The sequence below is a fragment of the Methylobacterium adhaesivum genome (genome assembly GCF_022179065.1).
In the GTDB taxonomy this organism is placed as follows: domain Bacteria; phylum Pseudomonadota; class Alphaproteobacteria; order Rhizobiales; family Beijerinckiaceae; genus Methylobacterium; species Methylobacterium adhaesivum.
In genome coordinates this window covers 225,342-251,077 of sequence record NZ_BPQD01000003.1, presented here as the reverse complement: position 1 = coordinate 251,077, position 25,736 = coordinate 225,342, and the positions used below count along the sequence as shown (strand labels likewise).

Here is a 25,736-nt window from a genome sequence, read left to right as displayed (position 1 = left end):
TATGCGAGCCGCACGCTTGCGCGGTCGGACGAAGCTTGGCCGGCGAGGGGGTGAAAACGAGAAAAGCCGCCTTTCGGCGGCTCTCTCGTCGGTCGATAACGCGCGGATCAGGACTGGAGCCGGGTCCGGACTTCGCCGAGGCTGCGGCGGACGAGATCCTGCGCCGCCTCGCCCTGCATGCGCTCGCGCAGGATGACCTCCGAGACCTTCACGGCGGCGTCCGCCGCGGCGGCCCGAACCTGGGCGGTGGCCTGGACCTCGGCCTGGGCGATCTTGGCCTCGGCCGACTTCGTGCGGCGGGCGATGAACTCGTTCAGGCGGGCATGGCCCTCGTCGGCGATGCGCTGGGCCTCGGCACGGGCGCCCGACACGATGGCCTCGGCCTCGGCCTCGGCGGACGAGCGCCGCTTCTTGTAGTCGGCGAGCACGCTCGCGGCTTCCTCACGCAGGCGGCGGGCTTCGTCGAGCTCGGCGCGGACGCGCTTCGCCCGGCCGTCGAGACCGGCGGTGATCTGCTTGAAGCCGCCGACCTTCCAGACCAAGGCCATGAACAGCACGAAGGCGACTGCGACCCAGAATTCGGCTTCCAACAACATGCTCGTGGTCCCAACGCGATGGCGCCCGGCGCGAATACCCGCCCTGGGCGAAGCCGTCGCCGCCCCGTTCGGGCGGTCCGGCGGAGAAGAGGTGCGGCCGTCCCCCGCTCAGTGCGGGAGCGCGACGCTGTCGAGGGCCTTGGTGAGGGTGGCCTCGTCGGGGCTGCGGCCCGTCAGGCGCTCGACGATGGCCGACGCCGTCTCGCCGGCGATGCCGCGGACGTTGCCCATGGCCTCGGCGGTGCGGCTGCGGATGGTCGCCTCGGAGGCGGCGATCTTCGCGTTGAGCTCGGCTTCCAGCGCCTTGCGCTTGGTCTCGGCCTCCTGCGACAGGGCCGTGCGGGTCTCCAGGGCGATGGCCTGGGCCTTGGCCTGGGCGTCGCTCAGGGACTTCTCGTAGGCGGCGCCTGCCGTGTCGGCCTCGGTCTTGAGGCGCTGGGCCTCGTCGAGATCCGTGGACAGGCGCGCGGCGCGATCGTTCAGGATGGACTGGATGCGCGGCAGGGCGATCTTGTCCATGAGGTAGTAGAGCAGCCCGAAGGCGAGGGCGAGCCAGATGAGCTGGGACGCGAAGGTGTGGCTCTCGAAGGGCGGGAAGCCGCCTCCGTGCTCGGAGGCCGGCGTCGCGGCGAAGCCTTCATGCGTTGCGGTCGGATGGGCCGGCTGAGCCATGACGTCCTTCGGTCAAATCTTGAGGTGAGGACCGGACGCGTCTCGCATTCCCTCGGGAACGCCGCGTCCGGTCCGGTCTCGGTTCGCGGGTGTTAGACGGCGAACAGGAGCAGCAGCGCGACGAGCAGCGAGAAGATGCCCAGCGCTTCCGTCAGGGCGAAGCCGAGGAGCAGGTTGCCACGCTGGCCGTCGGCGGCCGAGGGGTTGCGCAGGGCACCGGCATAGAACTGGCCGAAGAGGTTGCCGAGGCCGATGGCGGCGCCCGCCATGCCGAGACAGGCGAGGCCGGCACCGATGTACTTGGCAGCTAAGGGATCCATCAAAATGCTCCTGAGGTCAGTTCGGTCGTGTGGGGAGAGAAATCCGGACCGCCAGGGCGAACCGGGGACGGAAGGGGGTGCCCCGATCGAAGGATCGGGATGATCCCGGCCTTAGTGGCCGGGATGCAGCGCGTCGCTGAGGTAGATCGAAGCGAGCGTGGCGAAGACGTAGGCCTGCAGACCGGCCACGAGGAACTCGAGGGCCGTGACGGCGACGCTCAGCGCCAGCGGCAGGGGCGAGATCGCCCCCCAGGCACCGGCGGCGAGGAGCGCCGGCACGAAGCCCGCGAAGATCTTGAGGGCGATGTGGCCGGCGAGCACGTTGGCGAACAGACGCACCGCGAGGCTGATGGGCCGCGAGATGAACGACACGATCTCGATGGCGACGATCATCGGCATGAGCCAGCCGGGCACGCCCGAGGGGACGAACACCTTCAGGAACTTCGTGCCGTGGGCCATGAAGCCGTACACGATCACGGTGCCGATCACGAGCAGCGCCAGCGCGAAGGTGACGATGATGTGGCTCGTCACCGCGAAGGCGTAGGGGATCATGCCGAGCATGTTCAGCACGAGCACGAACATGAACAGGGAGAAGATCAGCGGCATGAACCGCTCGGAGCCGTGGCCGGCGGACTGGCGCAGGGTCGAGCCGATGAACTCGTAGAACACCTCGGCCATGGACTGCATGCGGCCCGGCACCACCGAGCGCGGCGCCGTGGCCACCACGGTGATCAGCGCGATGATCCCGACGGCGGCGAACATGTACAGGGACGATTGCGTGAACGCGATCTCCTGGTTGCCGATATGACCGAACGAGACGAGCGGCTTGAGCTCGAACTGGTGGATCGGATCCATCTTTACGGCCATTGCCGCTCCCGTCCTCTTCGAAACCGAACGGGCCGCAGGGCCCGCCACCACCAAAAGCCGCGCATGCGGCGCTCTTCCAGAACCGCTAGCGGTCCCGTTCCTTCGTCGGCGCCTTCGGGAGAGCGCCCGAGACACGCATGACGTTGTAGACGCCGGTCAGGAAGCCCAGCATCAGCAGGACGATCAGGCCCCAGGGTTTCGTCCCCAGGAAATGATCGCACATCCAGCCGAGAATGCCCCCCGCCAGGACGCCGGCGATGAACTCCGTGGAGAGTCGCATCGCCTGGCCGAGAGGAGAGGGCCCGGTCGAAGAACCGGAACGCGGCGCCGAACCGGACGGGGCACTGGGCCGCTTCCGCTCGATCTGCGTCTCGAGACGTTTGAGCCTCTGGGAGAGGTCCTCGTCCCGCGCTTGCTCCCCACCGGTGCCGCGCCCGTCCCCTGCGTCGTTGCCGCTCATACGCGAAAACTCACATTGGCGAGAGCGAAGAGAACCGGTCGGAACGCCTCCTTCAAGCGGGCGGCAACATAGTTTCGCCCACCTTGAGTGTCAAGGCGACCCCGGTACCGCCTAAACCCTTGCGCTTGCTCGAAAAAACGTCGTTTTGCCTCGACACCGCGAAAGCGATGCGTCAGGCGCCCAGAATTGGCTTGATCACCTTTTCCATGCCCTCGATGGACATCTCGCCGGTGTATCGCTCGCCGTTGATGAAGAAGGTCGGCGTGGAATCGACCTTGAAGGTGTCCATGCCCTTCTGCTTCACGGCGTTGATCGCTCCGTAGAGCTTCTGATCCTTGAGGCAGGCCTCGAACTTGTCCTTCGAGTAGCCGGCCTGGCGCAGCATCTGCTCCAGGGCGTCCACGGGCGATTGCGGCTTCTGGACGTAGGCCCAGGCCTGCTGCTGGTCGAACAAGAGATCGGTGATGGGATAGTACTTCGCGTCGCCGTCGCAGCGCGCCAGCATGAAGGCGGCGGTGGCCAGCGGGTCGAGGGGGAATTCGCGCAATGTGAAGCGCACCTTGCCGGTGTCGATGTAGCGCTCCTTCAGGAGCGGATACGTCGTGCGGTGGAAGGCGGCGCAGTGCGAACAGGTCATCGAGGCATACTCGATGATCGTGACCTTGGCGTCCTTCGGACCGAGCCAGACGTCGCCCAGCGGTCCGGGCTCCATCAGGGTCGAGAGGTTCACGGCCCCTTGCGCGAACGCATCCAGGGTGAACCGGGGCAGGAGGGTCGCCGCGCCGAGGGCGAGACCGGTGGCTTTGATGGCGTCGCGCCGGGTGATCATGGCTGTGACTGGCTCCGCTTGCGGACCGGGGTATCGTCTGGCGTCTGCGGTAGAATCCCCTGGGCCTCCTGACAAGGCGGGAGGGACTCTCAGCGCCTCGGAGCGGCCTTGGAGGACGTCGCCACCACCGCCGTGCCGAGGCGGTCGAGGGCGTCGCGCAGGGCGTCGTCGCCGATGGTGCCGACCGCGAGCGCCACTTCGCCGCGGCGGACGGGATCGATCACCGGCGGCGGCACTTTCCGGCCGATGCGGTCGACCCGGCCCTGGCGCAGGACGATCTTGGCGACGCAGGCCCAGCCGTAATGGGCGTTGATGCGCTGGATCACCACGGGGGCGAGGTGCTGGAGTTCGAGGGCGAACACGCCCTCGACCCGCACCACGAGGGTGCCGGGATCGGGCCGGCCCTCCTCCTCGCGCCGGCGCCGGCGCGGCCATTCGAGCTTCGAGGGCTGGCAGTAGCGGGCGAGGCGCTCGCCGACGATCTCGGGCCACGCGGCGAGGATGTCCGTGGAGGCGAAGCCCTGCGCGGCGAAGGCCGGGCCGATGCAGGCATCGAGCAGTTCGGCCAGGGGCTTCACCCGCGCCATGCGCACCGTTCCGTCTCTCCCACGATCCCGCCGGTATCGGCCCCGAATGGTTAGCACGGCGTTGCCGACGGCGCGAAGGGACGGTGGCGCGAAGGGACGGTGGCGAAGGGTTGGATGCGCTCCGCCGCCGGGGTAGGACGGGCGCCCATGCCAGGGTCGAGCCCCGTGACCGACACCCCCCTTCCAGCCCCCGAGGCGACGGAGCTTCTGGCCTGGTACGACCGGCATCGCCGCGTGCTGCCCTGGCGCGCCCTGCCGGGCGAGGCGCCGGACCCGTACCGGATCTGGCTGTCCGAGGTGATGCTGCAGCAGACCACCATCGCGGCGGTCAAACCCTACTTCCACAAGTTCCTCGAGCGGTTTCCCTCCGTCGACGCCCTGGCGGCCGCACCCGACGAGGCGGTGATGTCGGCTTGGGCCGGGCTCGGTTACTATTCCCGCGCCCGCAACCTCCATGCCTGCGCCAAGGCCGTGGCGGCAGCAGGCGCGTTTCCCGACACCCTCGTGGGCCTGAGGAAGCTGCCGGGGGTCGGCGCCTACACGGCCGGCGCCATCGCGGCCATCGCGTTCGGCCGCCCGGAGGCCGCCGTCGACGGCAACGTCGAGCGGGTGATGACGCGGCTCCACGCCATCGAGACCCTGATGCCGGCGGCCCGCGCCGAGGTCCGCGTGGTGACGCAGGCCCTGGTGCCCGACGACCGGCCGGGCGACTTCGCACAGGCCGTGATGGATCTCGGCGCCACGATCTGCACCCCCAAGCGCCCGGCCTGCGCCCTGTGTCCCTGGATGGCGCCGTGCCGCGCCCGCGCCGCCGGTACGCAGGAGACGTTCCCGCGAAAACTCAAAGCCGTGAAGGGGACGCTCCGCCGGGGCGCGGCCTTCGTCGCGGTGCGAGCCGGCGACGAGGCGATCCTCTTGCGCACCCGCCCGCCCGAGGGGCTGCTCGGCGCCATGGCCGAACCGCCCATGAGCCCGTGGGAGCCCGATTACGACCCGGCCCAGGCGCTCCTCGACGCGCCGTTCGACGCCCGCTGGAAGCGGCTGCCCGGCCTCGTGCGCCACGGCTTCACGCATTTCCCCCTGGAGCTGACGGTGTTCTTCGCCCGCGTGGCCCTGAGCACGCAGCCCCCCGCCGGCATGCGCTTCACGCCCCGGCGCGATCTCGACGACGAGCCCCTGCCGGGCGTGATGAAGAAGGTGCTCGCCCACGCCTTCGATCCGAAGCCGGAGCCGGTCAAACGTGGGCGCCCGAAGGCCATGCGGGTGATTCCCGACACGCCGCTCTTCGCGGAGCCGGAGGAGGAAGCCCCGCCGCCGCCGCCGAGCTTTCGCCCCGTGCCGAAGCCCGCGCCACGAGTCGCGGCCGTGCCGCCTCCGCCCGAGGACGGGGAGGGGTTCTTTGGGGAGGGGGAGGAGGCAGCGCCGCCGGACGTGGCGCGCAAGCGCGGGCGGCCGAGAACGCGCAGATAAGGTCGGGCGCGAACCCTCCCCCCTCTGCGGGGGAGGGTGCCTGCGGAGCAGGCGGGCCGGGACGCAGTCCCGCAAGAGGGGAAGCCCCATCCGGATGCGGCGCACCCCTCATCCGACCCGCTTCGCGGGCCACCTTCTCCCGCAGAGGGGAGAAGGAAACGCGCCGGGCGTCCGTCCAAAAAAATCAGGCCGCCGACCCCATGGCCGCACGCATCAGACTCCGAAACACGTCGATCACCACCGGCTTGCCGTCGCGGGTGGCGTGCCAGAAATCCCAGCCGTTGCAGGCGGGGAGGCCCTGGACGAGGGCGCCGATCTTGTGGATCGAGCCCGAGGCCGGGCCGGCCATGAGGGTGCCGTCGGGGCGCACGACGGCCGAATGGCGGCCACGCGCGTCCGTGAGGGTCTCGCCGGCCCGGATGTGCCCGGCCTCGAGGACGCTGAGGAAGGCGACGCGGGGTTCGGCGCGCTTCGTCGGTGCCACCATGAGGGCGGCCTGGGACAGGGGCTCGACGGCATCGATGCGGGCGCGGGCCGCGTCGGCATAGACCGTCTCGCGCTCGATGCCGATGAAGCGGCGGCCCAGGCGCTTGGCCACGGCCCCGGTGGTGCCGGTGCCGAAGAACGGATCGAGGACCACGTCGCCGGGGTTCGTCGCCGACAGGAGCGTGCGGGCGAGCAGGGCCTCGGGCTTCTGGGTCGGGTGGACCTTCTGGCCGTCGGCGCCTTTCAGGCGCTCGTCGCCGGTGCAGAGGGGGATGAACCAGTCCGAGCGCATCTGGACGTCGTCGTTGCCGCCCTTCAGCGCCTCGTAATGGAACGTGTAGCCCTTGGATTCGGCCGAGCGCGAGGCCCAGATCAGGGTCTCGTGGGCGTTGGTGAAGCGCTTGCCCCGGAAGTTCGGCATCGGGTTGGCCTTGCGCCACACGATGTCGTTGAGGATCCAGAACCCGAGGTCCTGAAGGGCGCCGCCGACGCGAAAGATGTTGTGGTAGGAGCCGATGACCCACAGGGTCGCGTTCGGCTTCATCACCCGGCGGGCGGCCGTGAGCCAGGCGCGGGTGAAGGCGTCGTAGGCGGCAAAGCTCGAGAACTGGTCCCAGGCGTCGTCGACGGCGTCGACGCGGCTCTGGTCGGGCCGCAGGAGCGAGCCCTCGCCGAGCTGGAGGTTGTAGGGCGGATCGGCGAACACGCAATCGACGCTGCCCGCCGGCAGGGCGTTCATGGCCGCGATGCAATCACCGACGAGGATTTCGTCGAGGGGAAGACGTTGAGCGGCGGGTACGAGACCCATCCGCGGCGCCGACACGAGCCGCCCGGGACGCGAGACACTTTTCCGGGCGGCGGTGCCGGCAACCACGGTACGCGGGGAAGCCATGGCAAACACCGGTTACGCGACTGACAAGGCGGACCATGGGCCCGTTAACGTAAAGGCTGCGTTGCCGGCTTGAGGAGAATGTGTCTCGATTTGGGGCTGCAATTTTTGCCGGGTGTGTCTTCGCCGGCCCTCCGGACGACACGCCCAAACAACCCGTGACTTTATTCACGTGTCCCCAGGCTATCCGTTGCTGGAGGTCGGCTACCACACCGTACAGAAATCAGCGACATTGGACCGGCTGTATCGTTGAAACGCCGCCACATCGGCGACGGCTGTCTCCGGTCCGGAAAAATATTCTCCACTGCTTGCCGGCAGCCCTGCGCATGGCTGGGTTTCACGCCATGCAAAGCCGGTTTCTTCTTTTGGCGTGTCCTGGCCCCGCTGCGCAACCGGCCCTGGGCGCCGAACAAGCATTCGCAAGGAAAGATCGAAGCTTTTCGGCGTCACATGAGAAACTCAAATACAACCCATGATAAGTTTAACAAATTTGTCGCCTCTAGCCTCATTCGTGGCAGGAATTGCCTTATTTCACCCGGTCTTATTTTGGCCCCGTTCCGCTTCATTTTGCCGGCCATCCGAAACAACCGAGCAAGATCGAATGAACATCAAGCCTGTTCGTGTGGCCGCCGCCGTCGCCGGAACCGTCATGACCCTCGCCAGCCTGCCCGCCGCCGCCCAGAGCGGCGCGGCCTCCTGGTACGGAAGCGGTCGCAAGACGGCCAACGGCGAGCGCTTCAACCCGAACGGAATGACGGCGGCCCATCGCAGCTTGCCCTTCGGCACCCGGGTGCGGGTGGAGAACAAGCGCAACGGCCGCTCCGTTGTGGTGCGCATCAACGACCGGGGGCCGTTCGTGCGCGGCCGGATCATCGATCTCGCCAAGGGGCCGGCCCGCGCCATCGGTCTGGGCGGCGTGACCCGCGTCGCCTTGCACGTGGTGAACTGACCTTAGAGAGCCGCGCCGCTGCGAAAACGGGCCGATCCGCGGCCGCCGGCGTTGTCTCGCCGGTGGCCGTCCCCATGTCCGGGGCTGGCGTAGTGTCTTTCACGAAGCTCCCGCCGCGCCGTCGTGCTCGGCGTGAGACCCGGCGGTGACCGGGCGTTTCGTGAGGCACTCTCAAACCCGCGCAGGACTCTGATGCCCAAGCCCCTGATCGTCGAAATTCCGCATGAACTCGGCCTCGCCGAAGCCCGCCGGCGCATCGCCGAGGGCCTGGATCAGGTCCAGGGCATGCTCGGCAAGACCGGCATCGCCGTCGACCGGATGACCTGGACCGACGATCGCCTCGACTTCGCCATGGCGGCCATGGGCCAGAAGGTCGACGGGCAGGTGGACGTGCGCCCCGAGACCGTGCGGGTCGAGGTGCGGCTGCCGCTGCTCCTGGCCCTGTTCGCCGAGCGCATCCAGAAGAAGCTCGGCCAGGAGGGCAACCTGCTCCTCACGAAGAAGTAGCCGGGGCAGGCTCGGAACCGTCGCGTCGGGCGCCCGTTCTTCAGCCCCGACCTTTCGCGAGGCCAATCCATGTCGAATCCCGGCTCCCCGATCCCCGAAGCGCCCGTGCCCGAGACGCCCTACGAGGCACCGCAGACGCCGCCGCCCGGTCCCGATCTGCCGGAGCCGGACTTTCCGGGGCGCTCCCCGACGGAGGCGCCCGACGTGACGCCCGCCGAGATCCCGGTGAACGATCCGGGCATCGGCCCCGACGTCGGCCCCGCCCCCACGGGACCCGCCAACCCGGTGATGTAGACCGCACCACCGCTCAGGCCGCGTGCGTCCGGCGCCCCGAACGATTTGTTCGCGGGCGCCGGCACTGCCATAAGCCCGGCCATGGCCGCTCCCCCGCTCCTCACCCTTCAAGACGTCGCCCTCACGTTCGGCGGCACGCCGCTCATCGAACGGGCCGAACTGGCGATCTCGCCGGGCGAACGCACCTGCCTCGTCGGCCGCAACGGCTCGGGCAAATCGACCCTCATGAAGATCGCCGCCGGGCTGGTGGAGCCCGACAAGGGCGTGCGTTTCGTCCAGCCCGGCACCACGATCCGGTATCTCGCCCAGGAGCCGGACTTCTCGGGGTTCAAGACCACCCTCGACTTCGTCGAATCCGGCCTCACCCACGGCGACGACGCCTACCGCGCCCGCTACCTGCTGGAGAGTCTCGGCATGACCGGTGCGGAGGACCCGTCGCAGCTGTCGGGCGGCGAGGGCCGGCGCGTGGCGCTTGCCCAGGCGCTGGCGCCCGAGCCCGACGTGCTGCTGCTGGACGAGCCCACCAACCACCTCGACCTGCCGGCCATCGAGTGGCTGGAGGCCGAGCTGAAGAGCGTGCGCGGCGCCCTTGTCCTCATCTCGCACGACAGGCGCTTCCTCTCGGCCCTGTCGAAGACCACGGTCTGGCTCGACCGGGGCACCACCCGGCGGATCGAGCAGGGCTTTGCCACCTTCGAGGCGTGGCGCGACGCCTTCTTCGAGGAGGAGGAGCGCGACCGGCACAAGCTCGAGCGCAAGATCGCCGACGAGGAGCATTGGCTGCGCTACGGCGTCACCGCCCGGCGCAAGCGCAACGTCCGGCGCCTCGGCAACCTGCAACAGCTGCGCAAGGACCGGCGCGAGGACCGCCGCCCCGTCGGCACCGCCACCATGAGTTCGACGGAGGCCGATCCCTCGGGCGCCCTGGTGGTCGAGGCCAAGGGCGCCACGAAGGCCTACGGCGAGCGCACCATCGTGGCCGACCTGTCGATCCGCGTGATGCGCGGCGACCGCCTCGGCATCGTCGGCCCGAACGGCGCCGGCAAGACCACCCTCATCAACCTGCTCACCGGGCAGCAGCCGCCGGATTCCGGCACCATCGCGCTCGGCACCAACCTCAAGATGATGCTCCTCGACCAGACCCGCGCGGTGCTGGAGCCGTCGATGACGGTGACGGAGGTCCTCACCGGCGGCAGCGGCGACTCCGTCACCGTGGGCGGGGTGAGCCGCCACGTCATCGGCTACATGAAGGATTTTCTGTTCGCCCCCGAGCAAGCCAGGACGCCGGTCAGCGTCCTGTCGGGCGGCGAGCGCAACCGCCTCCTCATCGCCCGCGCCCTGGCACAACCCGCCAACCTCCTGGTGCTCGACGAGCCGACCAACGACCTCGATCTCGAGACCCTCGACCTCCTGCAGGAGATGCTCACCGATTATTCCGGCACCCTGATCCTGGTGAGCCACGACCGCGACTTCCTCGACCGGGTGGTGGGCAGCGTCCTCGTCAGCGAGGGGGAGGGCGCCTGGATCGAGTATGCCGGCGGCTACACCGACATGATCGCCCAGCGCGGCCAGGGGGTGCAGGCCCGCACCGTGGCCTCCACCACCCGCGCCGGCCGGGCCGAGCAGCGCAAGGCCGCGGACAGCGCCAAGGAAACCACCAAAGCGGAGACCGCGTCGCCCAAGGGCAAGCTCGGCTTCAAGGACCAGCACGAACTGAAGACCCTGCCGGAGCGGATGAAGAAGCTCGAATCCGACATCGCCAAGCTGCGCGCGGTGCTGGCCGACCCGCAACTCTACGCCCGCGATCCGGCGCGCTTCGCCAAGGCGTCCGCCCTCCTGGCGGAGGCCGAGACCCAGCTCGGCGCGGCCGAGGACCGCTGGCTCGAACTGGAGATGCTGCGCGACGCCTGACGGCCTTCATGATGCCGTGAAGGCGGTGTGATGTGAGGCGGCATCGCGCGCCGCCCGTCACCGGAATCCCCGTGTCCGCCTTCCTTCGCAACCAAGTCCGCCGATTCGGCTGGCTCGTCGGCCTGCCCGGCCTCGCCGTCCTCCTCGGCGTCGCCGTGCCCGTCGTGACGCCGCCCCTGGAAGCCCACCTCGCGGAGCAAGCCGGGCAGGTGGTGCAGGACACGGCACGGGCCGGGGCCGAGCCCTGGCTGACGGCGACGGCGCGGGGCCGCGACCTCATCGTCTCGGGCGAGGCGCCCGATGCCGCCGCGCGGGACGGCGCCAACACGCGGCTCGCCGCCCTGCCGGGCCTGCGCCGAATCGAGGGGGACCTCGGCCTCGTCGAGACCGCCGCGCCCTTCGTCTGGTCGGCGACGCGCACGGGGCCGGACCGCATCGAACTCTCGGGCAACCGCCCGGCGGAGATCGGCCCGCGCGCCCTGGCCGAGGCCATGGGTTCGGTCCTGGCGCCCGGCACCCAGATCACCGATTCGACCCACGCGGCCTACGGCGCTCCGGCGGAGTTCCGGGAGGCCGCGTCCGACGCCGTCCTGGCCCTCAGGGCCCTGCGGCCCGGGGCCCGGGCGGACCTCTCCGACACCCGCCTGTCGATCCGGGGCGAGGCGGTCTCGACGGAGGAGGAGGCCGCCCTGCGCGCGGCCCTCGCGACCCCGCCGACGGGGTTCACCCTCGGGACCATCGAGATCCTGCCGGCGCGGGTTCCGGACTTCGCCTTCGCCATCCTGCGTGCCCCCGGCGGCGGCGTCGGCCTGACCGGCCACGTGGTCTCGGAGAGCGCCCGCGCCGCCCTGCGCGCCGGCGCCACGGAGATCGCCGAAGGGGCCGGCATCCTCGACGAGACACGCACGGCGCGGGGTCTCGATGCCCGGATCGATCCGGCGAGCCTCGCCTCCTTCGCGCTGCGCCTCGCCGCCCTGCTACAGGAGGGACGGGTCAGCTTCGCCGGGGGCGCCGTGACGGTCACCGGCATCGTCCTCGACGGGCAGGCCTCGGGCGAGATCGCCGCCCTGATGCGCGACGGGCGCCCCGCCGGGGTCGAGGCCGGCCCCGTCAATCTCGAAAGCCGGCCGCTCAAGCCCTACCGCGTGCAGGTGCGGCGCGAGCCCGACAGCGTCACCCTCGGCGGTCACCTGCCCGATGCCGCCACCCGCGCGCGGGTGCTCGCCGCCCTGCGCCCAAAATTCTTCCATGAGCGGATCGTCGACCGGAGCCGGTTGGCGGACGGCGCGCCCCCGGGCCTGCCGGAGGCCCTGGAGGCGGGGATCAACGCGCTCTCGGTGCTGGCGCGCGGAGAGGTGCGGGTGGCCGACCGCGACCTCACCCTCACGGGCGACAGTCTCTATCCCGAAGGCGCGCGGCGCCTCGAGGCGGGCCTGCCCCGGACGCTGCCCGTCGGCTGGCAGGGCAGCGCGGCGATCGCGGTGCCGGGCGTCGCCACCGGACCGGACGACGCGGCCTGCCGAACGCGGTTCGCCGCCCTCGAACCCCCGAAGCCCCTCGCGTTCCCCGCCGGTAGCGCCACGGTGCCGGCCCCGTTCCAGCCCCTCCTCGACGCCGTGGCCGCCTGGGCCAAGGCCTGCCCGGCCGGCCGCCTCGCGGTGTCGGGGCACACCGACCCGGCAGGCGCCGCGCCGGGCCCGAAACCCGCCGTCGAGACCGCCGTCGAGAGCACGGCCTCCGTCGAGAAGGCCACGGAGGCCAAAGCCACGGACACCAGGGCCAAGGCGACCGCCAAGGACAAGGACAAGCCCGGCAAGGCCCAGAAGGCGAAGGCCCCGCCCGAGAAACCGGCCGCCGAGGCCCCGGCCGAACCCGAGCCGGACCTGGCGCGCCAGCGCGCCCTCGCCCTCACCGAATACCTGCTCCAGGCCGGGCTGCCGCCCGACCGGATCGCCACCGAACCGGCCGCCCGCGCCCCCGCCGAGGGTATCGGGCTCGCACTCCGTCCGTGAGGAACGCCGCGTGATCGCCCTGCTGACGCTGATCGGCCCGGCCCTGGTGCTCGGCTTTCTCCTCGGGGTGGTGGTGGGCCGCCTCGCCGGCCCGCCGCGCAGGCCGATGGCGCGGGCGGGCGCCATGCTCATGGCGCTCGCGGTCCTCGTCGCGGGCAGCCTCGCCGCGACCGCCAGCGTTCCGGGCCGGGCCGGCCTCTGGGTCGAGGTCGGAGCCCTGGTCCTGGCCGCCTACCTCGCCGGAGCGACGCTCGCCGCGCTGTTCACCCGCGCCCGAACCGAGCCAAGCCCCTGACGCTGCGCCACCCGGCGGCGGCGGATCACGACGCGGACCGGATCCGAACGGCATCCCGCCCGTCCGACGCGTCGGACGGGGTAAGCAGATTCGGACGCGCCGGCAGCACCGCGCGGGCCACGACGCGGTTGCGGCCGAGGCGCTTGGCTTCGTAGAGGGCTCCGTCCGCCGCCCGCATGAGGTCGCCTTGCGTCATGACCGGACTCGGTACGAAGCAGGACACGCCGACGCTGATGGTCACCTGCCCCGGTCCATCCGGCCGGCCGGGGTGGGGCAGCGCCAGGGCGGTAATGGCCGAGCACGCCGCCTCGCCGAGGCGAATTATGGCCTCGGGTGAGTGATCCGACGCGACGATGGCGAATTCCTCGCCGCCGAAACGGGCAACGGTGACGTTCGGGCCGGCAAAGGCCATGTCCAGGCAGCCGGCGATCCGGCGCAGGCAATCGTCCCCCGCCGGATGCCCGGCCCGGTCGTTGAAGGGCTTGAAATAATCGACGTCGCACAGCGCCAGCCCGATCCAGCCTCCCTGCTGAAGGCCGTGGCGCCAGCTTTCGTCGAGGGCGCGCTCCAGCTGCCGGCGATTACCGATGCCGGTCAGGGCATCGGTCTGCGCCAGGCGGTCGAGTTCACCTGCCAGATGACTGAGTCTGGCGTTCGTCGCCGTATGCATTCGCTCCCGCAGGAAGACGCCGCGCGCCGATCGCTCGATCACGTAGAGATGGACGCCGAGGGCAACGACGGAGAAAAACGCGATGAAGGCGGCGAAGGTGATCATGCCGCCGAGATGCCCGCCCTCGATGAGGACGCAGGCGGCCCCGAAGACCATGAGGGCGAATGCGAGGGTCAGGCTGGCGCCGACGATCCGCTGCCCGGAAAAGGCCGTGTGCATGACGATCACCGCACCGAGGACCGTGAAGCAGCGGATCCGGCCCTTCGGCTTCCAGGAACAGCCCGACAGGTGTCATCATGGCGATGCCGCAGCAGAACGACAGCGCCGCGGCGAAATCGAGGGTCCGATCGGTCCGGGCGCGCAGGGCGATCCGCACCGCGACGGCCTTGATGGGAATCAACACGGCGAAGCGCAGGAACCAGGCGAGCTTCCAGTCCGGGTTCTCCAGATAATCGATCGGCGCGATGACGATCGTGAGCAGCGCGAGAAGCATGATCTCGATGACGACATGCCGCCGGCGGGCGGGACGCTGGATCTCGCGAAAATCCGCCTCCAGGGCCGGGTCGAGAAAGCGCACCCGATGCCAGGGGCGCTGGAGTTCTCCCGCACAAACCTGCCTGAAATCCACCGACGCCCCGTGCGGCATAAGAAATATTTCTCCTGCCGATGACGACGGTCGGACTCGTCACCAACCTCCGAACTAGATCTTAAAATTATACTCCCCTCGCGTCGTTCGCGTTGAACGACCTCCCGATCGAATACCACCGTGCACGAGAAACGACGCGGCAGGCGCCTCAGCGGGCTCCGCGCTGCAAATCCCCCTCGATGAGCAGCGCGCTCTTGGTGTCGAGGCGGGTGCGGTAGATCTGCAGGTTCTCCATCACCCGCTGGACGTAGTTGCGCGTCTCCGTGAAGGGGATGCGCTCGACCCAGTCGATGGGATCGACGCCGGGTTTGCGCGGGTCGCCGTAGGCGTCGATCCACTTCTTCACGTTGCCGCCGCCGGCATTGTACGAGGCGAAGGCGAGGATGTAGGAGCCGCGCCAATCGTCCATGAGCTCGCCGAGATGGGCCTGGCCGAGGCGGGCGTTGTAGGCGGGGTCGCTGGTGAGGCGGTCCTGGTCGAAGGCGGCGCTCACCCGGCGGGCCGTGCGCTGGGCGGTGGCCGGCATCATTTGCATGAGGCCGCGCGCGCCGACGCTTGATTGCGCGAGGGGGTCGAACTGGCTCTCCTGCCGGGCGATGGCGAACACCATGGCCTTCTCGACGAGCGGCACGGCGGCCGAGGCCTCGTAGGCCGGAATGCCGATGGTCGGGTAGGCGTGGATGTCCAGCGGCAGGCCGCGCTGCACCGCGATCTTGCCGATGGCGACGAGGGCGCGGGCGTTGCGGACGTCCACCGCGATGGTGCCGAGAGCCTCGAGTTCGGCCGGGTCGGTGAGCTTCGTCGCCGCGTCGATGTAGAGCGGCAGGGCGAGATCGCGCAAGGCGGCCGCCTCCAGCAGGCGCAGGGCCCGCATGGGCAGCCGGTCGGCGAAAGCGGCGCGGGCGGGCGCGTCGAGTTCCGGCATCGCGCGCAGCGCCAGACTGGCGCGGCCGAGCTTCGCCCGGGCGAGCTGACCGTAATACGCGATGGGCTGGAGGGCGGCGCGCTCGTAGGCAGCCTTCGCGTCCTCGGCCTTGCCCAGCGCCTCGGCGGCCCGGCCCTGCCAGTAGGCGGCCCGGGCCTGGGAGATCGGCGTCTCGGCGATGGCGGCGGCGGCCTCGAAGTGGCGCGCGGCCGCGCCGGCATCGTCGAGGAAGCGCAGGGCGATCCAGCCGGCGTGGAACTCGGCCTCGATGCGCTTCTCCACCGTGCGGGCGCTGTGGCGCCCGGCGACCACGTAGGCGGTGCGGGGATCACCGAGATCCACGAGCTTGCGCGCGACGATGCGGCGCTCGACCCACCACTCGTCGCCGTCGACGAGAATGTCGGGGTTCGTCGGCGCGACCGACAGGAGGGCGGCGACCTCCGCGTACTTCTCCGTGCGGCGCAGATACTGCGCCCGCGACAGGATGTAGGAGGAGTCGCCCCGGAGCGAGGGCGGCACGGCGTTGAGGGCACTGGGCGCGGCCGAACTCTTGTCCTCCACGGCGCGCCGCGCCCGCACCAGGGTGGCGTAGCTCGTCCCCGCGTAGGACGCCGCGCGGCCGGCGGTCTCGTAATCCTCTTTGAGGAGGGCGCGCTCCATGCGGAAGCGGTGGTCGATCCGGGTCAGCACGCCCGGAAACGCGTCCATCACCCGGGTCTCGAGGTTGCGCCCGAAGGTGTCGGAGCGCCACAGGTCGCGCACGAGGGTGGCTGCATCCCCGTCGAGGCCCTCAGAACGGAAGGCCAGCGCCAGGGCGAACTTTCCGGGAGGGCTCGCGGGCTTCGTGGTGGCGAAGTAGGCGCGCACCACGGCCGGGGGCTTGCGCTCGATGAGGAGAGCCTCTTCGGCGCGGCGGCGGAGCAGGGGACCGGCCGGCCAATCGGGATTGGTCCGCGTGAACGCCACCGTGCGCTCGAAGCCGATCCCGGCCCCGGCCCGGATGGCGACCCATTCGAGGAGGGCGCGGACGGCCGGATCCGTGAACGCCTCGCGCAGGCGGTCACCCTCGGCGACCTTGCCCTTGCGATAGGTGTCGATGGCCGTGCGCAGGGCCGGGATGTCGAGGTCGGGGGCGATGCCCAGAGCGCGGCGCGGATCGGGCACCTCCGGCACCGGAGCCACGGACGACACGGCCGCATCGGGCAGGGGGAAGGCGATGCCGGCCTCCGGATCGGCGGAGGCATAGGCCTTGGCCGTGGCGTGGAGGGCGGAGGCGGGGGGCGCTCCGGCCGGCGTCTCGGCGGACTTGGTTTCGATCTTCAGGGCGTCGGCCGCCACGGGATCGGGCGTCGTCGTATCGGTGAGAACGCTCGACGGCGCGGCGGCGTCGCTCGCCGGGGGGGCCTCACGCGACGGCGGGGTCTCCGCCGCGGACACGCCGGAGCCCGGCACGGTCGCCATCAGGACGGAGCCGACCAGGAGGGGTCCGGCCACGGCGAGGACCAGGGTGGCGCGATGCGAGCACGTCCGGAGCACCATGGTCTTGCGAATCCCTGCGAGTGCGGGCCTCCTTCAAGCTCACCCAGAGGGCATTAAGAAGGCATTAACCCCGTGAACGCAGCGTTTGCGCCCGTGCGGCCAAGGCTTTATGTCTCGCCGCCTGACGCGGGGCCGGTCCTGGCCCTGCCGCGAGACGAGCCCCCGGGGCCGGGAACGCCAGGATGACCGACACGACCACCCGGCGCCTCAAGGGCGCGATGACCGCCCTGGTGACCCCGTTCCGGGACGGCGCCCTCGACGAGGACGCGTTCCGCAAGCTCGTGACCTGGCAGATCGAGGAGGGCATCCACGGCCTCGTGCCGGTCGGGACCACGGGCGAGACTCCGACGGTGACCCCGGCCGAACACGACCGCGTGGTCGCGATCTGCATCGAGACGGCCGCCGGGCGCGTGCCGGTGATCGCAGGCGCCGGATCGAACTCCACGGCCGAGGCGGTGGAGCGGGCGCGCCATGCCGAAAAGGCCGGCGCCGACGCCGTGCTGGTGGTGACGCCCTATTACAACAAGCCGTCCCAGGACGGGCTCTACGCCCACTTCAAGGCGATCAACGACGCCATCGGCATCCCGATCATCCTCTACAACATTCCCGGCCGCTCCATCGTCGACATGAGCGTCGAGACCATGGCGCGCCTGTACGAGCTGAAGAACATTGTCGGGGTGAAGGACGCCACGGCCAAGCTCGACCGGGTCAGCCTCCAGCGCCAGGCCATGGGGCCGGACTTCATCCAGCTCTCGGGCGAGGACGCGACGGCGCTCGGCTTCAACGCCCATGGCGGGCGCGGCTGCATCTCGGTGGTGTCGAACGTCGCCCCGCGCCTGTGCGCGGACCTGCAGGAGGCGACGCTCGCCGGCGATTACGCCAAGGCGCTGGCCTTGCAGGACCGCCTGCTGCCGCTCCACACGGCCATGTTCGTCGAGCCGAACCCAGCCCCGGCGAAGTACGCGCTGGCTCGGCTGGGCCATATCCGCGAAGAACTGCGCCTGCCGCTGCTGCCCGTCACCGAGGCCGGCCGCGGGACCATCGACGCCGCCCTGCGCCATGCCGGGCTCCTCGACGGGTGATTTCCGGACGCGTGATTCCAACTGGCGAAACCGCGCCGGACGGACCATATCCCCTGGCCCGGCCGCATTCCGGCGGCCGGCCTGAACCGACGATGTGATGGCACCCAAACCCGCTTCCGACCGCCGCGTCGTCGCCGACAACCGCGCCGCCCGCTACCATTACGAGATCACCGACACCCTCGAGGCCGGGCTCGCGCTCACGGGCACCGAGGTCAAGTCCCTGCGCAAGGGCAAGGCGACCATCGGCGAGGCCTATGCCGGACCATCGGGCACCGACCTGATGCTGTTCAACGCCTACATCCCGGAATACGTCGAGGCGAACCGCTTCAACCACGAGACCAAGCGGCCGCGCCGCCTGCTGCTGCACCGCAAGCAGATCAACAAGCTCATCGGCGCCACCCAGCGCGAGGGCTTCACCGTGGTGCCCCTGAAGATCTACTTCAACGAGCGCGGCCGGGCGAAGATCGAACTGGGGTTGGGACGCGGCAAGAAGCTCCACGACAAACGCGAGGCCTCGAAAGAGCGCGACTGGCAGCGCGACCGCGCCCGGATCATGCGTGACAAGGGCTAAGGTTTTCTTGGGCTAAGGTTTCCTTGGGCTAAGGTTTTCCCGGGCTGAGTTTGTTCGCGGGTGGAGATAGGCTGGCGGCCCGTGACTCTTCCGGATCGCCGCGCATGACCCCCGACTTCTCGTCTCTCCCCGCCGACCTGCCCGCCCCGGTGGATGACGGCGGCGCCCGCCACCTCGAAGGCATGATCGCCCCCGACGTCTCCCTGGAGGCGACGGACGGAACCCGGGTGTCCCTGCATCGCCTGAAGGGCCGGGCGGTGGTCTACGCCTATCCGCGTACGGGCGAACCCGGCCAGCCCACCCTCGTCCCGGACTGGGATGCGATTCCGGGCGCACGCGGCTGTACTCCGCAGGCCTGTGATTTTCGCGATCATCACGCCGGACTCGTCCGGCGCGGGGTCGCCCATGTCCACGGGTTGTCGACGCAGACGAGCGCCTATCAGCGCGAGGTGGCGACGCGCCTGCACCTGCCGTTCAGCCTGCTCGCCGATCCGCACGGGGCGCTCACGCGGGCGATGACCCTGCCCACCTTCACGGCCGGGGGCCTGACGCTGCTGCGCCGCCTCACCCTCGTGCTCGACGATGGGCGGGTGACGAAGGTGTTCTATCCGGTCTTCCCGCCCGACCGCAGCGCGGAACAGGTCATCGCCTGGCTCGACGCGAGGGCATAGCCCGCACACGGGTTCGCCCCCTCACTGGAAAGGAGGGGGCCTCACGTCTTGCCCGACGACGTTCCTACCCCTCCTGGGGCTCGTCGCCCTGCCTGATCCCGTAGCGGGTCTCGAGGGCTGGGCTCGGGCGGGCCGAGCGTTCGGGGGTCTCGCCGCGCGAGCGGGTGCCTGTGTCGGCGGGGCTGGCGGTGAAACGGTCGGGCACGGGGCGCGCGTTGCGCTCGCCGGGGTCGCGCCCGACGCGCGGGATGAGGTGCACGAGATCGAGGAACTCGTCGGCCTGCCGGCGCAGGTCGTCGGCCACCATGGCGGGCTGGGTCTGGATCGTGGACACCACGGTCACGCGCACGCCCTTGCGCTGCATCGCCTCCACGAGGGAGCGGAAATCGCCGTCGCCGGAGAACAGCACCATGTGGTCGATGCGGGGGGCGAGTTCGAGGGCATCGATGGCGAGCTCGATGTCCATGTTGCCCTTGATCTTGCGGCGGCCGGCCGAATCGACGAACTCCTTGGCCGGCTTGGTCACGACCCGGTAGCCGTTGTAGTCGAGCCAATCGATCAGCGGGCGGATCGAAGAGTATTCCTGATCTTCCACCATGGCGGTGTAGTAGAAGGCTCGGATGAGATTGTCCCGGGCCTGGAATTCCTTCAGCAGGCGACGGTAATCGATGTCGAACCCGAGGGCTTTGGTCGCGGCGTAGAGGTTGGCCCCATCGATGAAGAGGGCGCTGCGCTGTTGTGCGCTCATGAAACGATCCATTTTCAAGACAAAGCAGGCAATGCCCGCACACGCGCCCCTGTCATTCAGCCCGATGTCATACAGAAATCGTGCTTAAGATACGGTTTCGATCAAGCTCTTCATCGACAAGATGGTGACAGCTCGACGGGGCGCGCATGAATATCAAACTGAGTAGGACTATTGGACGAATTCTGTCAAGGGGAACAAGTATTACGTGTAGTGAATCCACGCATCCCGGTCAGGTTTCATTCGAGAGCCGGAAACAAAGCCTCCGGCAAGAGCGACGCATGTCCCGATCGGCGTCGTCCCGCGAACGCCGATCGATCCCTCCCGGGCGCGCCGTGCCCAAGGGCCGGATCAGGTCTTGTGCATCACCCGGCTGCCGGGTTTGACCGCCGGCAGGGCGGCGAGTTCGGGTGGCAGGGCGTCGGCCGGGTAGGCCGGGATGTCGAGGGTGACGAGGGTGACCAGCGGCAGGCCGATCTCGCCGCGCCCGCCCGAACGGTCGATAAGGCAGGCCGCCCCCACGATCTCGCCGGCCTCGCCCGCGAGGGAGGCGCGGCATTCGCGGGCCGAGAGCCCCGTGGTGACGATGTCCTCGACGATGACGGCCCGCGTGCCCGCCGGGATGCTGAAGCCGCGCCGCAGGGTGAACGGCCCGCCGGGATCGCGCTCCACGAAGATCGCCCGGGCGCCGAGGTGGCGGGCCGTCTCGTAGCCCGGCACGATGCCGCCGATGGCGGGCGAGACGACGATGTCGACAGGGCCGAACCGCTCGGTGATCGCCGCCGCCAGGGCCTTGCACAGGCGCTCCGTGCGCACCGGATCGGAGAAGATCGCCATCTTCTGGAGGAACACCCCCGAATGCAGCCCGGAGCTGAGGATGAAATGGCCTTCGAGGAGGGCCTGCGCGTCGCGGAATTCGGCGAGCACCTGCTCAGGGGTCATGGGGGGCTCCGGTTGGTCTCGAGGGTCGCGTGTGTGTTGGCAGGGCCGGGGGAGGGGCGCAAGCGTCCCTCCCTCACCCGTTCACCCGGTTCACCCGCGCGACGGTGCGCTTGCCGCGCAGCTCCGCCACGATGGCGTTGAGGTGCTTCAGGTCCCAGACGGCGAGATCGATGACGATTTCGGTGAAGTCCTGGGTCTTTCGCTTCATCGACAGGTTGTCGATATTGCCGTCGTGGTCGGCGATGACCTGGGCGATGGAGGCGAGCACGCCGGGCTCGTTGATGGATTGCAGGGCCAGACGCGCCGGGAAGCGCTCGCTCGCCCCCGCTTCCACGTCCCAGCGCACGTCGAGCCAGCGGTCGGGCTCGTTGTCGAAGGCGGCAAGCGCCGCCGACTGGATCGGATAGATCGTGACCCCGATGCCGGGGGTGAGGATGCCGACGATGCGGTCGCCCGGAACGGCGCCGCCGTTGGGGGCGAAGCTCACGGGCAGGTCGGTGTCGAGGCCCCGGATGGGAATCGCGTCGGGGCGCCCGGCCTCGACGGCGCCTTCCGGGAAGGTCAGGCGCATGGTCTGGTCCTTGGCCAGACTCAGGCGCCCGGCGCCGTCGCCGGCCGGCTGCTGCAGGGGCGTCGAGACCGTGCGACGCTCGTCCTTGTGGTCGGGATAGACCGCCCGCACCACGTCGCCGGAGAACATCTCGCCCCGGCCCACCGCGGCGAACACGTCCTCCGTCGAGGTCCGGGCGAGGCGGGGCAGGACGCCGCGCAGCTTGTCCTCGGAGAAGCTCCGCGCCGCCCGCTCAAAGGCGCGGTCGAGGATCTGGCGCCCGAGGCCGGCATATTGCCGGCGCACGGCCGAGCGCGTCGCCCGGCGGATGGCCGCGCGGGCCTTGCCCGTGACCACGAGGGATTCCCAGGCGGCCGGGGGCGATTGCCCGTCGGCGCGGGCGATCTCGACCTCGTCGCCGTTGACGAGCTCGTGCAGGAGCGGCGCCATGCGGCCGTTGATCTTGGCGCCGACCGCCGAATTGCCGACGTCGGTGTGCACGGCGTAGGCGAAGTCGATGGGGGTGGCGCCCCGCGGCAGGGCGATGAGGCGCCCCTTGGGGGTGAAGCAGAACACCTGGTCCTGGAACAGTTCGAGCTTCGTGTGCTCCAGAAACTCCTCCGGGCTGTCGCCCTCGGCCAGGAGCTCGATGGTGCGGCGCAGCCACTGATAGGCGCCGCTCTCGGTGGCGAGGTGCGGCGGAACGCCGGTCTCGTCCCGCCCGCTGGCCTCCCGGCCGCTCATGTCCTTGTAGAGGGCGTGGGCCGCGATGCCGTACTCGGCGATCTCGTCCATGGCGGCGGTGCGGATCTGGAGTTCGACGCGCTGGCTTTTCGGGCCGATCACCGTGGTGTGGATCGAGCGGTAATCGTTCTGCTTCGGGGTCGAGATGTAGTCCTTGTAGCGCCCCGGCACCATCGGCCAGGTGGTGTGGACGACGCCGAGGGCGGCGTAGCAATCGGCCAGGGTCTGCACGATGATGCGGAAGCCGAAGATGTCCGACAATTGCTCGAAGGCGACGGACTTGCGCTCCATCTTGGCCGAGATGGAGTAGGGCCGCTTCTGCCGCCCCGTCACCTCGGCGACGATGCCCCGCGCGGCGAGGCGGGTGGTCAGGTCCTGCTCGATGCTCTCGACGAGGCGCTCGGACTTCGCCGAGAGGTCGGAGAGGCGCTGCGCGATGGTGGCGTAGATCTCCGGCTTGAGGTTGCGCAGCGCGAGATCCTCGAGCTCCTCGCGCAGCTCCTGCATGCCCATGCGGCCGGCGAGCGGCGCGTAGATGTCGAGGGTCTCCTGGGCGATGCGCTCGCGCTTGTCCACGCGCATGTGGTGAAGGGTGCGCATGTTGTGCAGGCGGTCGGCGAGCTTCACCAGCAGCACCCGCACGTCCGCCGCGACCGCCAGCAGGAGCTTGCGGAAGTTCTCGCCCTGGGCGGCGCGCTTCGAGACGAGGTCGAGGCGCTTCAGCTTGGTCAGGCCGTCGACGAGGGCGCCGATCTCGGGGCCGAACAGATCGGAGATCTCGTCCAGCGTCGCGGTGGTGTCCTCCACCGTATCGTGCAGCACGGCGGCCACGATGGTGGCGTCGTCGAGGCGCAGGTCGGTGAGGATGCCCGCCACCTCGAGGGGATGGGCGAAGAACGGATCGCCGGACGCCCGCTTCTGGGTGCCGTGAGCGCGCATGGCGTAGACGTAGGCGCGGTTGAGCAGGGCTTCGTCCGTGGCGGGGTTGTAGCGCCGCACCCGCTCGACAAGCTCGTATTGGCGCATCATCCGCGAGACAGACCCTTTTCGGATTTCGGCTCCCGCAGCGCGGGCGCGAGGAGAATTTGTCCCGCATCGCACGCGCCCACGCCAGCCCTCAAGCGCCGCAGGCGCGCACAAAGGTGCCGCAGGCACGATGAAACGGACCGCAGACCCGAAGCGCCCCACCGCAGGCCGGCGTTTCTGGCACGCGGCGGACCGGACGAAGGCTTCGGGCCAAGAAAAAACCCGGCCAGGGGCCGGGTCGGGGGACGCGCATCGTGGGCGGGCCGCGCCGTGTCTCTCACCGAACGCCCGCTGCGCCACCGGACCCGGAACGAGACCGGCGGCACCACGGGCGTTTCGTAAGGGATACTTACTCGGCCTCTTCGTCCGTCTCGGTGGGGGGCGCGAGGTTCTCGAGGCCACGCAGGAGGTCTTCCTCGCTCATGCGGTCGAACTGCACGTCGTCGCTGGTGGATTGCGGGGCGACGGCGGCCGCGGCGGGCGAGCTCGACAGCAGCGGCACGGTCTCGGCCTCGGGCTCGTCGACCTCGACGTATTTCTGCATCGAATGGATGAGCTGTTCCTTGAGATCGTCGGCCGTGATGGTCTCGTCGCCGATCTCGCGCAGGGCGCAGACGGGGTTCTTGTCGCGGTCGCGGTCGATTGTCAGGGGCGCGCCGGCGGCGAGGAGCCGCGCGCGGTGGCTGGCCAGCAGCACGAGCTCGAACCGGTTCTCGACCTTGTCGATGCAGTCTTCAACGGTGACGCGAGCCATGGGGACGGCTCCTTCCTCGAACAGGGTGTGGGGAATTGAACCGGCCTCTTACACCCCTTGACGTGCGTCAACAAGGCTGGGGTGGGCCACGGTGGAGGCGGCACCCGTTCGAGCGGTTCTTCACGCCCCGTTGAAGGGACACTTTCAGGGCGTGGCCGGGGGGCCTGCTGGCGTAACGCGGTCGAAGGCGAGGCCCCCGTGCGGATCCCGCCGCACTCGCTGACGGAATCCGAGACCGGAAGCGTAACGCCTCCGGCGGGTCCGGGATGGCGTCCGGGACCCGGAGGAGGGCGAAGGCCGGATCAGGAGTTCATGGTGGGCGTGCCCGAGCCGTGATGCGGCACGGCATGGCGCAGGCGCGCGGCCAGGTCCTTCAGGGCCTGCTGGCCGCGGCGGAAAACCGTGCTGCGCAAGGTGAGGAAGCGCGAGACCACGTCGCGGTCCATCTTCATCCGGCGCATGCGCAGGCTCTTGCCGACGGAGAGCTCGTCGGCCGCGACCTTGGCCGCATCCGCGTAGAAGGCCGCGATCTTGGTGCTGGCCATACCCGGCGTGTCGAGCCAGCCCGGCAGGTGGCGGGCGAGCACGGTCACGTCCGAGAGGGCCTTGGTGATGTCGGTGCCCCAGCCGGGGCAGGTGGTGCAGAACGCGTCGCCGATCACCACGACGCCGTCGCGCACGGGGTTGGCGATCTCCACGAGGTCGATGGGGCGCTGCTGCACGGGTCCGACCGCCCGGATCGTGCCGTAGGTCCGGGTCAGGCCGGGCATCAGGCGCTGCAGAGCCGTCGTGGGATCGGCCAGGAAGTCGTCGCTGGTGGCGCCGCCGTGCGGCCAGTAGGTGAACAGGTTGGCACGGATACGGTCGCCGAGGGGGAATAGGGTGACGTAGGCGATGCCGTCATCGGCGTCCTCGCCGCTCCAGATGAGCTGTTCACCCGCGAACCGGTCGAAGTCGCAGGCGGTGTCGAAGCCGATGACCAGGGCGTGGCCGTCGCTCACCATCCTCCGCTCGAAGCCGAGGGAGCGTGTCAGGGCCTCGCCGAGGCCGGTGGCGACCACGAGAAGGCGCCCGGCATAGCGCCGTCCATCCGCCAGGGTCAGGGTCTGAACCTCGGGCCCCGTCGTCGTCGCGGTGACCCGGCCGATGACGCTGTCGACGGAGTCGGGCATGCTGCCACGCACGGCATCGACGAAGTCCGGATAGCGGACGGCGTATTCCCGCGACGGCACCCGCTTGAGAAGGCGGCCCCACCGGCCCTCGATCACCGTGTGGATCTGCGTCGCCACCGTGCGGGCGCCGGCACCGAGACCAAGGCGGTCGAGGACGTCCATTTCGTTGCCGGAGAATTTCTCCGCGCGGAACTCGCGCGGATGGGCGTTGCGCGCGGATACGAGAAGGACCCGCCGGCCCTCGCGCGCCGCCGCCGCCGCGAAGCTGAGGCCGGCGATGCCGGCACCGATCACCAGGGCGTCGTAGTAGGTGGGCTCCATCGAACGAACGGTGGGCGCGTCCGAAACCGGAACGCCCTGGGACTGTCCGGGCTGTGTCATGTCGAAACGACTCCTCGGTCGCCGTGCGGGAACGAAACGATCCGAATGGCTGCGGCGGCTTCTGGCCGACGCTAGAGCAAATTCTGTGCGATGCCCCGCGCCGGGGGATCGGTGCCGGGATCGGGCCGCCCTTTGAGCCGGATCGGTCGCCCTCCGATTGACTTCGCCCGCCCG

General features: G+C 70.0%; 26 protein-coding genes. 11 read left to right on the top strand and 15 right to left on the bottom strand.

The window, feature by feature from the left end; translation table 11 throughout:
• Positions 1 to 107: 107 nt before the first annotated feature.
• From MFF01_RS04935 to MFF01_RS04905, 7 genes are all read right to left on the bottom strand, one after another.
• Positions 108 to 593: a F0F1 ATP synthase subunit B family protein gene (locus tag MFF01_RS04935; protein ID WP_238223070.1), complete on the bottom strand. Its 486-nt coding sequence runs from the start codon at positions 591 to 593 to the stop codon at positions 108 to 110.
• A gap of 111 nt (positions 594 to 704) precedes the next feature.
• A complete protein-coding gene (locus tag MFF01_RS04930; protein WP_238222562.1) occupies positions 705 to 1,268 on the bottom strand; it encodes a F0F1 ATP synthase subunit B family protein in 564 nt (187 codons plus the stop codon).
• A gap of 92 nt (positions 1,269 to 1,360) precedes the next feature.
• Entirely contained in the window at positions 1,361 to 1,588 is a 228-nt protein-coding gene (locus MFF01_RS04925) for a F0F1 ATP synthase subunit C (protein ID WP_018044493.1), read from the bottom strand.
• Between the two features lie 111 nt (positions 1,589 to 1,699).
• Entirely contained in the window at positions 1,700 to 2,455 is a 756-nt protein-coding gene (locus MFF01_RS04920) for a F0F1 ATP synthase subunit A (RefSeq protein WP_238222561.1), read from the bottom strand.
• Positions 2,456 to 2,540: 85 nt separating this feature from the next.
• A complete protein-coding gene (locus tag MFF01_RS04915; protein ID WP_238222559.1) occupies positions 2,541 to 2,915 on the bottom strand; it encodes an AtpZ/AtpI family protein in 375 nt (124 codons plus the stop codon).
• Positions 2,916 to 3,087: 172 nt separating this feature from the next.
• Complete coding sequence (locus MFF01_RS04910) at positions 3,088 to 3,744, bottom strand: DsbA family protein (protein WP_238222558.1); 657 nt, start codon at positions 3,742 to 3,744, stop codon at positions 3,088 to 3,090.
• A gap of 89 nt (positions 3,745 to 3,833) precedes the next feature.
• Positions 3,834 to 4,331, bottom strand: coding sequence for a DUF721 domain-containing protein (locus MFF01_RS04905; RefSeq protein WP_238222555.1), 498 nt, complete (start codon positions 4,329 to 4,331; stop codon positions 3,834 to 3,836).
• A 147-nt stretch (positions 4,332 to 4,478) separates the two neighbouring features.
• On the opposite strand from MFF01_RS04905, the gene mutY reads away from it, so the two are divergent.
• Positions 4,479 to 5,801, top strand: coding sequence for an A/G-specific adenine glycosylase (gene mutY / locus MFF01_RS04900; protein ID WP_238222553.1), 1,323 nt, complete (start codon positions 4,479 to 4,481; stop codon positions 5,799 to 5,801).
• Between the two features lie 184 nt (positions 5,802 to 5,985).
• On the opposite strand, the gene MFF01_RS04895 is transcribed toward mutY, so the two are convergent.
• Positions 5,986 to 7,179: a site-specific DNA-methyltransferase gene (locus MFF01_RS04895; protein WP_283207156.1), complete on the bottom strand. Its 1,194-nt coding sequence runs from the start codon at positions 7,177 to 7,179 to the stop codon at positions 5,986 to 5,988.
• Between the two features lie 598 nt (positions 7,180 to 7,777).
• Here MFF01_RS04895 and MFF01_RS04890 point away from each other — a divergent pair.
• The 6 genes from MFF01_RS04890 to MFF01_RS04865 all read left to right on the top strand — a co-directional run bounded on the left by MFF01_RS04890 (position 7,778) and on the right by MFF01_RS04865 (position 13,144).
• Complete coding sequence (locus MFF01_RS04890; RefSeq protein WP_238222549.1) at positions 7,778 to 8,125, top strand: septal ring lytic transglycosylase RlpA family protein; 348 nt, start codon at positions 7,778 to 7,780, stop codon at positions 8,123 to 8,125.
• A gap of 192 nt (positions 8,126 to 8,317) precedes the next feature.
• Complete coding sequence (locus MFF01_RS04885) at positions 8,318 to 8,632, top strand: polyhydroxyalkanoic acid system family protein (RefSeq protein ID WP_238222547.1); 315 nt, start codon at positions 8,318 to 8,320, stop codon at positions 8,630 to 8,632.
• Between the two features lie 69 nt (positions 8,633 to 8,701).
• Complete coding sequence (locus MFF01_RS04880; protein WP_238222545.1) at positions 8,702 to 8,926, top strand: hypothetical protein; 225 nt, start codon at positions 8,702 to 8,704, stop codon at positions 8,924 to 8,926.
• 81 nt (positions 8,927 to 9,007) lie between these two features.
• Positions 9,008 to 10,837 carry an ABC-F family ATP-binding cassette domain-containing protein gene (locus MFF01_RS04875; protein WP_238222543.1) on the top strand — a complete coding sequence of 610 codons (1,830 nt, stop codon included), beginning with the start codon at positions 9,008 to 9,010 and terminating at the stop codon, positions 10,835 to 10,837.
• Positions 10,838 to 10,908: 71 nt separating this feature from the next.
• Complete coding sequence (locus MFF01_RS04870) at positions 10,909 to 12,849, top strand: OmpA family protein (RefSeq protein WP_238222542.1); 1,941 nt, start codon at positions 10,909 to 10,911, stop codon at positions 12,847 to 12,849.
• Positions 12,850 to 12,859: 10 nt separating this feature from the next.
• On the top strand, positions 12,860 to 13,144 hold the full coding sequence (locus tag MFF01_RS04865; protein ID WP_238222540.1) for a hypothetical protein: 285 nt from the start codon (positions 12,860 to 12,862) through the stop codon (positions 13,142 to 13,144).
• A gap of 25 nt (positions 13,145 to 13,169) precedes the next feature.
• Here the strand turns inward: MFF01_RS04865 and MFF01_RS04860 are convergent, their stop codons facing one another.
• Positions 13,170 to 14,033: a GGDEF domain-containing protein gene (locus MFF01_RS04860; protein ID WP_238222538.1), complete on the bottom strand. Its 864-nt coding sequence runs from the start codon at positions 14,031 to 14,033 to the stop codon at positions 13,170 to 13,172.
• Between MFF01_RS04860 and MFF01_RS04855 the strand changes: the two genes are divergently transcribed.
• Positions 14,032 to 14,484, top strand: coding sequence for a hypothetical protein (locus tag MFF01_RS04855; RefSeq protein WP_238222535.1), 453 nt, complete (start codon positions 14,032 to 14,034; stop codon positions 14,482 to 14,484). The two genes, MFF01_RS04860 and MFF01_RS04855, sit on opposite strands and share 2 nt — an antisense overlap.
• 124 nt (positions 14,485 to 14,608) lie before the next feature.
• Here MFF01_RS04855 and MFF01_RS04850 read toward each other — a convergent pair whose 3' ends face one another.
• Positions 14,609 to 16,924 carry a lytic transglycosylase domain-containing protein gene (locus MFF01_RS04850; RefSeq protein WP_238222534.1) on the bottom strand — a complete coding sequence of 772 codons (2,316 nt, stop codon included), beginning with the start codon at positions 16,922 to 16,924 and terminating at the stop codon, positions 14,609 to 14,611.
• A 182-nt stretch (positions 16,925 to 17,106) separates the two neighbouring features.
• On the opposite strand from MFF01_RS04850, the gene dapA reads away from it, so the two are divergent.
• The 3 genes from dapA (at position 17,107) to MFF01_RS04835 (ending at position 19,248) form a co-directional block, all read left to right on the top strand.
• On the top strand, positions 17,107 to 18,006 hold the full coding sequence (dapA, locus tag MFF01_RS04845; protein ID WP_238222532.1) for a 4-hydroxy-tetrahydrodipicolinate synthase: 900 nt from the start codon (positions 17,107 to 17,109) through the stop codon (positions 18,004 to 18,006).
• 97 nt (positions 18,007 to 18,103) lie between these two features.
• A complete protein-coding gene (gene smpB / locus MFF01_RS04840) occupies positions 18,104 to 18,577 on the top strand; it encodes an SsrA-binding protein SmpB (protein WP_238222530.1) in 474 nt (157 codons plus the stop codon).
• A gap of 104 nt (positions 18,578 to 18,681) precedes the next feature.
• A complete protein-coding gene (locus tag MFF01_RS04835) occupies positions 18,682 to 19,248 on the top strand; it encodes a peroxiredoxin (RefSeq protein ID WP_238222528.1) in 567 nt (188 codons plus the stop codon).
• Between the two features lie 64 nt (positions 19,249 to 19,312).
• On the opposite strand, the gene MFF01_RS04830 is transcribed toward MFF01_RS04835, so the two are convergent.
• From MFF01_RS04830 to MFF01_RS04810, 5 genes are all read right to left on the bottom strand, one after another.
• Positions 19,313 to 19,996, bottom strand: coding sequence for a LabA-like NYN domain-containing protein (locus tag MFF01_RS04830; RefSeq protein ID WP_238222526.1), 684 nt, complete (start codon positions 19,994 to 19,996; stop codon positions 19,313 to 19,315).
• A gap of 348 nt (positions 19,997 to 20,344) precedes the next feature.
• Positions 20,345 to 20,935 (bottom strand): orotate phosphoribosyltransferase, encoded by a 591-nt coding sequence (pyrE, locus tag MFF01_RS04825; RefSeq protein ID WP_238222525.1) that lies wholly within the window; start codon positions 20,933 to 20,935, stop codon positions 20,345 to 20,347.
• Positions 20,936 to 21,008: 73 nt separating this feature from the next.
• On the bottom strand, positions 21,009 to 23,258 hold the full coding sequence (locus MFF01_RS04820; RefSeq protein ID WP_238222524.1) for a RelA/SpoT family protein: 2,250 nt from the start codon (positions 23,256 to 23,258) through the stop codon (positions 21,009 to 21,011).
• A 346-nt stretch (positions 23,259 to 23,604) separates the two neighbouring features.
• The gene (gene rpoZ, locus MFF01_RS04815; protein WP_091971787.1) at positions 23,605 to 24,009 is read right to left on the bottom strand and encodes a DNA-directed RNA polymerase subunit omega; all 405 of its coding nucleotides are present in this window, start codon (positions 24,007 to 24,009) and stop codon (positions 23,605 to 23,607) included.
• 302 nt (positions 24,010 to 24,311) lie between these two features.
• Positions 24,312 to 25,562, bottom strand: coding sequence for an FAD-dependent oxidoreductase (locus MFF01_RS04810; RefSeq protein ID WP_238222523.1), 1,251 nt, complete (start codon positions 25,560 to 25,562; stop codon positions 24,312 to 24,314).
• Positions 25,563 to 25,736: the final 174 nt, after the last annotated feature.